The sequence below is a fragment of the Streptomyces sp. 351MFTsu5.1 genome (assembly GCF_000383655.1).
GTDB lineage: Bacteria > Actinomycetota > Actinomycetes > Streptomycetales > Streptomycetaceae > Streptomyces > Streptomyces griseorubiginosus.
In genome coordinates, this window is the sequence record NZ_KB911779.1 from 381,813 (window position 1) to 390,978 (window position 9,166).

The window sequence follows — 9,166 nt, forward strand, 5'->3', positions numbered from 1 at the left end:
CACCCACGAGAGGCCACGACCATGACCACAGCACGCCCCTCCCTCGACCCCGAACTGCAGGAACTCCTGGCCGGCATGCCGCTGATGTCCCGGCTCAGCCCGGAAGTGCTGGCCCAGGTACGCCCCTTCTCCTCGACGCCCGTCGAACCCCTCCTCGAAGGCCGCGCCATCGACCGGCGCGAGGTCACCGTCGCGGGTCCGGACGGCACCCCGATCCCCTTGTCCGTCTTCAGCCCCGCCAACAGCGATCGCACCGCCGCCGCACCCTGCGTCTACTGGATGCACGGCGGCGGGATGGTCATGGGCGACCGCTTCTCGCAGATCGACATCCCGCTGGAGTGGCTCGACGAGTTCGGTGCCGTGGTGGTCTCCGTCGACTACCGGCTCGCGCCCGAGTCCACCGGCACCATCCCCGTCCAGGACTGCTACCAGGGCCTGCTCTGGATCGCCGACCACGCCGCCGAACTGGGCATCGACCCCGCCCGGATCATCGTCGCGGGCGCCAGCGCGGGCGGCGGCCTCGCCGCCGGAGTCACCCTGCTGGCCCGCGACCTCGGCACCCCGGCGATCGCCTCCCAAGTCCTGATCGGCCCCATGCTCGACCACCGCAACACCACCACGTCCAGCCTCCAGTACTCGAACGGGCCCGGCGTCTGGACCCGCGAGATGAACGGATTCGGCTGGCGCTGTCTCCTCGGCGACCTCACCGACGACGAGATACCCGCGTACGTCTCCCCCGCCCTGGCCGACGACCTCGCGGGCCTGCCGACCACCTACATCGACACCGGCTCCGCCGAGGTCTTCCGCGACGAGGACACCGACTACGCCACCCGCATCTGGGCGGCCGGCGGCCAGGCCGAACTCCACGTCTGGGCAGGCGGCTTCCACGGATTCGACGCCCTGTACCCACAGGCACACCTCTCGGCCACCGCCCGCCGAACCCGCACCGAGTGGCTCGCCCGGGTCCTGCGTGGATGAGACCGGGAAGGGGGCCGCATCATGCACAGCCCCGAGCTGTGTCCGAGCTACATCCAGTCGTCCTCGGGCTCCGCGTCCGCGTCCATCTCGGGCCAGTGGTCGGCTCCCGGGTCCTGGTCCGGGTCCGCGGCCCGGCCCGTTGCCGGCGAAGCGAGCCCGGCGTCGGCCGCCCCACCGGTTGCCGCCACACCGGCTGCCGTCCCGTCGGTTGCCGTCCCGCCGTCGGCCAGTCCGGCGAGGACCTCGATCACGCCCTCCCCGTACGTCGCGAGCTTCTTCTCGCCGACCCCGCCGACGGAGCCGAGCTGTGTCACGGACGTGGGCCACGCCGTGACGATCTCCCTGAGCGTGGCGTCGTGGAAGATGACGTACGCCGGGACGCCCTGCTCCCGTGCCTGTTCGGCGCGCCAGGCCCGCAGCGCCTCGAACGCCGGGACCAGCGCCTCGGGCAGTTCGGCCACCGCGGCCTTGGCCCTGCCCCGCCCGGACGAGGAGTTCGTCCTGGCGGTCGCGGGCTTCTTCGGTTCCTTGCGCAGCGGCACCTCCCGCTCGCGCCGCAGCACCGTGCCGCTGGCCTCGGTCAGCACCAGCGTGCCGTAGTCCCCCTCGACCGCGAGGAGCCCCTGGGCGAGCAACTGCCGGACGACGCCCCGCCATTCGCCCTCGGTGAGTTCCTCGCCGATGCCGAACACGGACAGCTGGTCGTGGTCGAACTGGATGACTTTGCCGGTGCGTTTGCCGAGCAGGATGTCGACGATCTGCACCGCGCCGAACTTCTGCCCTCGCTCCCGCTGGAGCCGCACGACGGTGGACAGCACCTTCTGGGCGGCGACCGTGCCGTCCCAGGTCTCGGGCGGGGTCAGGCAGGTGTCGCAGTTGCCGCAGCCCGTCGGCTCGGGCTCCTGGCCGAAGTAGTTGAGGAGCTGACCGCGTCGGCACTGGGAGGTCTCGCACAGCGCGAGCATGGACTCCAGGTGGGCGGCGGCCCGGCGCCGGAACGCCTCGTCGCCCTCGCTGGTCTCGATCATCTTGCGCTGCTGTATGACGTCGTTGAGGCCGTAGGCCATCCAGGCGGTGGAGGCGAGGCCGTCACGGCCGGCACGGCCGGTCTCCTGGTAGTAGCCCTCCACGGACTTGGGCAGGTCGAGGTGGGCGACGAAACGGACGTCCGGCTTGTCGATGCCCATGCCGAAGGCGATGGTCGCCACCACCACCAGGCCGTCCTCGCGCAGGAAGCGGGACTGGTGGGCGGCGCGGGTGCCCGCGTCGAGGCCCGCGTGGTAGGGGACCGCCTCGATGCCGTTGCGGGAGAGGAACTCGGCGGTGGCCTCCACCGACTTGCGGGAGAGGCAGTACACGATGCCCGCGTCGCCCGCGTGCTCTTCCCGGAGGAAGGCCAGCAGCTGCTTCTTGGGGTCGGCCTTGGGCACGATCCGGTACTGGATGTTGGGCCGGTCGAAGCTGGCCACGAAGTGCCGGGCCGTCGGCATGTTCAGTCGCTGGGTGATCTCCTCGTGCGTGGCCCGGGTGGCTGTCGCGGTGAGGGCGATCCGGGGGACGTCGGGCCAGCGTTCGCCGAGCACCGACAGCATCAGGTAGTCGGGCCGGAAGTCGTGGCCCCACTGGGAGACGCAGTGGGCCTCGTCGATGGCGAAGACGGCGATCTTGCCGCGGGAGAGGAGGTCCTGGGTGGCGTCGAGGCGCAGTCGCTCCGGTGCCAGGTAGAGCAGGTCGAGTTCGCCGGCGAGGAACTCGGCCTCGACCACGCGCCGCTCGTCGAAGTCCTGTGTGGAGTTCATGAACCCGGCGCGCACGCCGAGCGCCCTGAGGGCGTCGACCTGGTCCTGCATCAGGGCGATGAGCGGTGAGACGACGATGCCTGTGCCGGGTCTGACCAGGGAGGGGATCTGGTAGCAGAGCGATTTGCCGCCGCCGGTCGGCATGAGGACGACGGCGTCCCCGCCGGCGACCACGTGCTCGATGATCTCTTCCTGTTCGCCGCGGAAGGCGTCGTATCCGAAGACCCGGTGGAGCGTGGCCAGTGCCTCGCTGTCACTGCCGGCCGGTGTCCCGGTGATCCCTGGCATCTCGCTGATCCCGCCCATCGCGCGTGTCGCGCCCATAGTCCCGTCCCCCGTACGTCGTCCCTCGACCACTGCTTCCACGATAGGGGTCCGCACCGACACCGCCGGGGTTATCCACAGGCCGGCCCGGCGGTGACCTTGTGACGGCCCCGGTCATTCGATCGGCCGCTGTCACATGGCGCACTCGTTCGAGGCGAGGAGATGCTGCTGGGGCGGGCCGGTGCGGTCCGTCCCTCCCGGCCGACGGTGTGTCCCGCGTGTGCGTGTCTCCCGTCCCGTACTGCTCACGCGTTCAAGGAGAACCTCATGGCCCCTCGGCCCCTGAAGGCAGCCCTCACCCTTGCGGCCGCCGCGGCCTTCTCGCTCTCCGCAGTCCCGGCCCAGGCGGCCGACCCGGCCCCGACGGTCTGGACGGACCTGACCCCCACGTACACGGCCACCGGCGCGTACGGCTACGCACCCCTCGCCGTCGCCGACGGCTTCGTGCCCATGTCCTGCGTGCCGGGCATGGGCTACCACTACGTCAACGCGGACAACGTCGGGGAGACCGACCCCGAGCGGCCCGCGGCGCTTCTGTACGACGACGGTCCGCACGGGCGCCGGCTGCTGGGGGTGGAGTGGATCGTGCCGGCGGGGTCCGGGGTCACCAGGCCGACGCTGTTCGGCCAGGAGTTCCAGGGACCGGCCGATGTGCCCGGCGTGGGTTCCAGTTACACCCTGCACGCCTGGATCTACCGGACGAACCCCAGCGGGCTCTTCAAGCCGACGGATCCCGATGTGACGTGTGCTCCCGCGTCGGCCCCGAGCACGGCTCCCGAGCCGGACTTGCTGGCCGGCATCGACTGGACGGCGCTGGTCACCTGAGCGCGCGCAAAGGGCCCGGCTCCCTTGGCGGGAGCCGGGCCCTTTGTGTGAGAACACCGTCGGTCGGCGCCGTCGATCGATGCCGCCGGTCGACGCCTGCGGTCAGCGCACGAACACTCCCGCCTGGTTGGCCAGGTCCAGGAAGTACTGCGGTGCCACACCGAGGACGAGCGTGACCGCGACGCCGACCGCGATCGCCGTCATCGTCAGGGGTGACGGCACGGCGACCGTCGGTCCCTCCGGCCGGGGTTCGCTGAAGAACATCAGCACGATCACGCGGATGTAGAAGAACGCGGCGATCGCGGACGAGATCACACCGACGACGACCAGCGGGGCCGCGCCGCCCTCGGCCGCCGCCTTGAACACGGCGAACTTCCCGGCGAAGCCGCTGGTCAGCGGGATGCCGGCGAAGGCCAGCAGGAACACCGCGAACACGGCCGCCACCAGCGGGGACCGCCGGCCCAGGCCCGCCCACTTGGACAGGTGGGTGGCCTCACCGCCCGCGTCGCGGACCAGGGTGACGACCGCGAAGGCGCCGATGGTCACGAAGGAGTACGCGGCCAGGTAGAAGAGGACGGACGACACCCCGTCCGGCGTGGTCGCGATGACACCCGCGAGGATGAACCCGGCGTGCGCGATCGACGAGTACGCCAACAGCCGCTTGATGTCGGTCTGGGTGATCGCGACGATGGCACCGCCGAGCATGGTAACGATCGCGACGGCCCACATGACGGGCCGCCAGTCCCAGCGCAGGCCCGGCAGCACGACGTAGAGGATCCTGAGCAGCGCGCCGAAGGCGGCCACCTTGGTCGCCGCCGCCATGAACCCGGTGACCGGGGTGGGCGCGCCCTGGTAGACGTCCGGGGTCCACATGTGGAACGGGACGGCGCCGACCTTGAAGAGCAGGCCCATGACGATCATCGCGGCGCCGATCAGCAGCAGCGCGTCGTTGCCCATGGTGTCGGCGAGTGCCGGGTCCACGGTGGCGACCGTGCCGTCGACGACCCGCGCGATGGTGCCGTAGGACACCGAGCCCGCGTAGCCGTAGAGCAGGGCGATGCCGAAGAGGGTGAACGCGGAGGCGAACGCGCCGAGCAGGAAGTACTTGACCGCGGCCTCCTGCGACATGAGCCGCTTGCGGCGGGCCAGGGCGCAGAGCAGGTACAGCGGGAGGGAGAAGACCTCCAGGGCCACGAACAGGGTCAGCAGGTCGCTGGCGGCCGGGAAGATCAGCATGCCGGCGATGGCGAAGAGCAGCAGCGGGAACACCTCGGTGGTGGTGAACCCGGCCTTGACGGCGGACTTCTCGCTGTCGCTGCCCGGCACGGACGCGGCCTGGGCGGCGAAGGAGTCGACCCTGTTGCCGTGCGTCTCGGGGTCGAGGCGCCGTTCGGCGAAGGTGAACAGGCCGACGAGGCCCGCCAGCAGGATCGTGCCCTGGAGGAACAGGGCCGGTCCGTCGACGGCGATCGCGCCCATGGCGGCGATTCCGGCCTTGGTGGTGGCGTATCCGTCGGCGGCGAGTGCGACGACCGCCGCGAAGGCGGCGCACAGGGCTACGACGGACACGAACAGCTGGGCGTAGTAACGGGACTTGCGCGGGACGAAGGCCTCGACCAGCACTCCGATGATCGCCGCGCCCAGGACGATCAGGGTGGGCGACAACTGCCCGTATTCGATCTTCGGCGCGTCGATCTTGGAGATCGGGTCGGCCGCGGTTGTCCACAGGCTGTGGACGGCTACTGCGCTCACTTGGCCGCCTCCACCGCAGGCTTGGGGTCCTTCTTGTGTACGTCGGACATGGTCGACTTCACCGCCGGGTTCACGATGTCGGTGACCGGCTTCGGGTAGACGCCCAGGAAGATCAGCAGGACGACCAGGGGGGCGACCACCGCGACCTCGCGCAGGCGCAGGTCGGGCATGGCGGAGACCTCCGGCTTCACCGGGCCCGTCATCGTCCGCTGGTAGAGGACGAGGGTGTAGAGCGCGGCGAGCACGATGCCGAAGGTGGCGATGATGCCGATCACCGGGTAGCGCTCGAAGGTGCCGACCAGGACCAGGAACTCACTGACGAAGGGCGCGAGCCCGGGCAGCGAGAGGGTGGCGAGGCCGCCGATCAGGAAGGTGCCGGCGAGCACCGGGGCGACCTTCTGGACACCGCCGTAGTCGGCGATGAGCCGTGAGCCGCGCCGCGAGATCAGGAACCCGGCCACCAGCATCAGCGCGGCCGTCGAGATCCCGTGGTTGACCATGTAGAGCGTGGCGCCGGACTGGCCCTGGCTGGTCATCGCGAAGATGCCCATGATGATGAAGCCGAAGTGGGAGATCGACGCGTACGCTACCAGGCGCTTGATGTCCCGCTGGCCGACCGCGAGCAGCGCCCCGTAGACGATGCTGATCAGGGCGAGGACGAGGATCGCGGGCGTGGCCCACTTGCTGGCCTCCGGGAAGAGCTGGAGGCAGAAGCGGAGCATCGCGAAGGTGCCCACCTTGTCGACGACCGCGGTGATGAGGACGGCGACCGGGGCGGTGGCCTCCCCCATCGCGTTGGGCAGCCAGGTGTGCAGCGGCCACAGGGGCGCCTTCACCGCGAAGGCGAAGAAGAACCCGAGGAACAGCCAGCGTTCGGTGTTGGTCGCCATGTCGAGCGTGCCGTTGGCGCGCGCTTCGGCGATCTCCTGGAGGCTGAAGTTCCCGGCGACCACGTAGAGGCCGATCACCGCGGCCAGCATGATCAGGCCGCCTACGAGGTTGTAGAGGAGGAACTTCACGGCGGCGTACGAGCGTTGGGCCGCCGCGTTCTCGTCGGTGCCCGCGTGGGCGCGGTCCCCGAAGCCGCCGATGAGGAAGTACATCGGGATCAGCATGGCTTCGAAGAAGATGTAGAAGAGGAAGACGTCGGTGGCCTCGAAGGAGATGATCACCATCGCCTCGACGGCCAGGATCAGGGCGAAGAAGCCCTGCGTCGGCCGCCACCGCTTGCTTCCGGTCTCCAGCGGGTCGGCGTCGTGCCAGCCCGCCAGGATGATGAACGGGATCAGCAGCGCGGTCAGCGCGAGCAGCGCGACCCCGATGCCGTCCACGCCGAGTTCGTAGCGGACCCCGAAGTCCGCGATCCAGGCGTGGGATTCGGTGAGCTGGTAGCGGGCGCCGTCCGGGTCGAAGCGGACCAGGACGGTGATCGCGAGGGCGAGGGTGGCTAGCGAGACGAGCAGCGCCAGCCACTTGGCGGCGGTGCGTCGCGCGGCCGGCACGGCGGCCGTGGCGATGGCTCCGACCGCCGGGAGCACCGCCGTCGCTGTCAGCAGAGGAAAGGACATCGGTATCAGACCGCCCTCATCAGCAGGGTCGCGGCGACGAGGATGGCCGCACCGCCGAACATCGAGACCGCGTACGACCGCGCGAAGCCGTTCTGGAGCTTGCGCATGCGCCCGGAGAGGCCGCCGACCGAGGCCGCCGTGCCGTTGACGACTCCGTCGACCAGGGTGTGGTCGACGTAGACCAGGGACCGCGTGAGGTGTTCGCCGCCGCGGACCAGGACGACGTGGTTGAAGTCGTCCTGGAGCAGGTCGCGCCGGGCGGCCCGGGTGAGCAGGGACCCGCGCGGGGCGACGACCGGGACCGGGCGCCTGCCGTACTGGAGCCAGGCGATGGCGACACCGACGACCATCACGGTGACCGTGGCCGCGGTGACGGTGGCCGCGCTGATCGGCGCGTCTCCGTGGCTGTGCCCGGTGACGGGCTCCAGCCAGTGCAGGAAGCGGTCGCCGATGCTGAAGAAGCCGCCCGCGAAGACCGATCCGAAGGCCAGCACGATCATCGGGATCGTCATGGACTTGGGGGACTCGTGCGGGTGCGGCTCGTGGCCCTCGGCATCCGGCTGCCAGCGCTTCTCGCCGAAGAACGTCATCAGCATCACGCGCGTCATGTAGAAGGCGGTGATGGCCGCGCCCAGCAGGGCGCAGGCGCCGAGGATCCAGCCCTCGGTGCCGCCCTTGGCGAAGGCCGCCTCGATGATCTTGTCCTTGGAGAAGAAGCCGGACAGACCCGGAAAGCCGATGATGGCCAGATAGCCGAGGCCGAACGTCACGAAGGTGATCGGCATGTACTTCCTGAGGCCGCCGTACTTCCGCATGTCGACCTCGTCGTTCATGCCGTGCATGACCGAGCCGGCGCCGAGGAAGAGCCCGGCCTTGAAGAAACCGTGCGTCACCAGGTGCATGATCGCGAAGACGTAGCCGATGGGGCCGAGTCCCGCGGCCAGCACCATGTAGCCGATCTGCGACATGGTCGAGCCGGCCAGCGCCTTCTTGATGTCGTCCTTGGCGCAACCGACGATCGCACCGAACAGGAGCGTGACCGCGCCGACGATGGTGACGACCAGTTGGGCGTCCGGGGCGAGGTTGAAGATGTTGGCGGAGCGGACGATGAGGTAGACGCCCGCGGTCACCATGGTCGCCGCGTGGATGAGGGCCGAGACCGGGGTCGGGCCCTCCATCGCGTCCCCGAGCCAGGACTGCAGCGGCACCTGGGCGGACTTGCCGCAGGCCGCGAGCAGCAGCATCAGGGCGATGCCGGTCAGCGTGGCCTCGGAGGCGCCGGTGACGAGGCCGGGCTTCTCGTGGCTGCCGAGGACCGGGCCGAAGGCGAAGGTGCCGAAGGTCGTGAACATCAGCATGATCGCGATGGACAGGCCCATGTCGCCGACGCGGTTGACCAGGAAGGCCTTCTTCGCCGCGGTGGCCGCGCTGGGCTTGTGCTGCCAGAAGCCGATCAGCAGGTAGGAGGCGAGACCGACGCCCTCCCAGCCGACGTACAGCAGGAGGTAGTTGTCGGCGAGGACGAGCAGGAGCATCGCCGCGAGGAACAGGTTCAGATAGCCGAAGAAGCGGCGGCGGCGCTCGTCGTGCTCCATGTACCCGATGGAGTACAGGTGGATGAGGGAGCCGACGCCGGTGATCAGCAGCACGAACGTCATGGACAGCTGGTCGAGGCGGAAGGTGACGTCCGCCTGGAAGCCCTCGACCGGGATCCAGGTCCACAGGTGCTGGGTGAGCGTGCGGTGCTCCGCGTCCTTGCCGAGCAGGTCGGCGAAGAGGATGGCACCGAAGACGAAGGAGGCGCCGGCGAGCAGGGTGCCGATCCAGTGGCCGACGGCGTCCAGCCGCCGGCCGCCGGTGAGCAGGACCGCCGCTCCGAGCAGGGGCGCCGCGATGAGCAGCGCGATCAAATTCTCCACG

General features: G+C 69.9%; 6 protein-coding genes. 2 read left to right on the forward strand and 4 right to left on the reverse strand.

Going from position 1 to position 9,166, the window contains the following annotated elements; translation table 11 throughout:
• Positions 1-21 precede the first annotated feature (21 nt).
• Positions 22-978 (forward strand): alpha/beta hydrolase, encoded by a 957-nt coding sequence (locus tag H295_RS0113805; protein WP_020135927.1) that lies wholly within the window; start codon positions 22-24, stop codon positions 976-978.
• 47 nt (positions 979-1,025) lie between these two features.
• Here H295_RS0113805 and recQ read toward each other — a convergent pair whose 3' ends face one another.
• Positions 1,026-3,101, reverse strand: a complete 2,076-nt coding sequence (gene recQ, locus H295_RS0113810) for a DNA helicase RecQ (protein WP_020135928.1) — start codon at positions 3,099-3,101, stop codon at positions 1,026-1,028.
• 267 nt (positions 3,102-3,368) lie between these two features.
• Between recQ and H295_RS43215 the strand changes: the two genes are divergently transcribed.
• A complete protein-coding gene (locus H295_RS43215) occupies positions 3,369-3,926 on the forward strand; it encodes a hypothetical protein (RefSeq protein ID WP_020135929.1) in 558 nt (185 codons plus the stop codon).
• A 102-nt stretch (positions 3,927-4,028) separates the two neighbouring features.
• Here H295_RS43215 and nuoN read toward each other — a convergent pair whose 3' ends face one another.
• The 3 genes from nuoN to nuoL are packed head-to-tail and all read right to left on the reverse strand — an operon-like array spanning position 4,029 to position 9,165.
• Positions 4,029-5,678: an NADH-quinone oxidoreductase subunit NuoN gene (nuoN, locus tag H295_RS0113820; protein ID WP_020135930.1), complete on the reverse strand. Its 1,650-nt coding sequence runs from the start codon at positions 5,676-5,678 to the stop codon at positions 4,029-4,031.
• Entirely contained in the window at positions 5,675-7,246 is a 1,572-nt protein-coding gene (locus H295_RS0113825; protein ID WP_020135931.1) for an NADH-quinone oxidoreductase subunit M, read from the reverse strand. The genes nuoN and H295_RS0113825 overlap by 4 nt, the downstream gene beginning before the upstream one ends.
• A gap of 5 nt (positions 7,247-7,251) precedes the next feature.
• Entirely contained in the window at positions 7,252-9,165 is a 1,914-nt protein-coding gene (gene nuoL / locus H295_RS0113830) for an NADH-quinone oxidoreductase subunit L (protein ID WP_028809335.1), read from the reverse strand.
• Position 9,166: the final 1 nt, after the last annotated feature.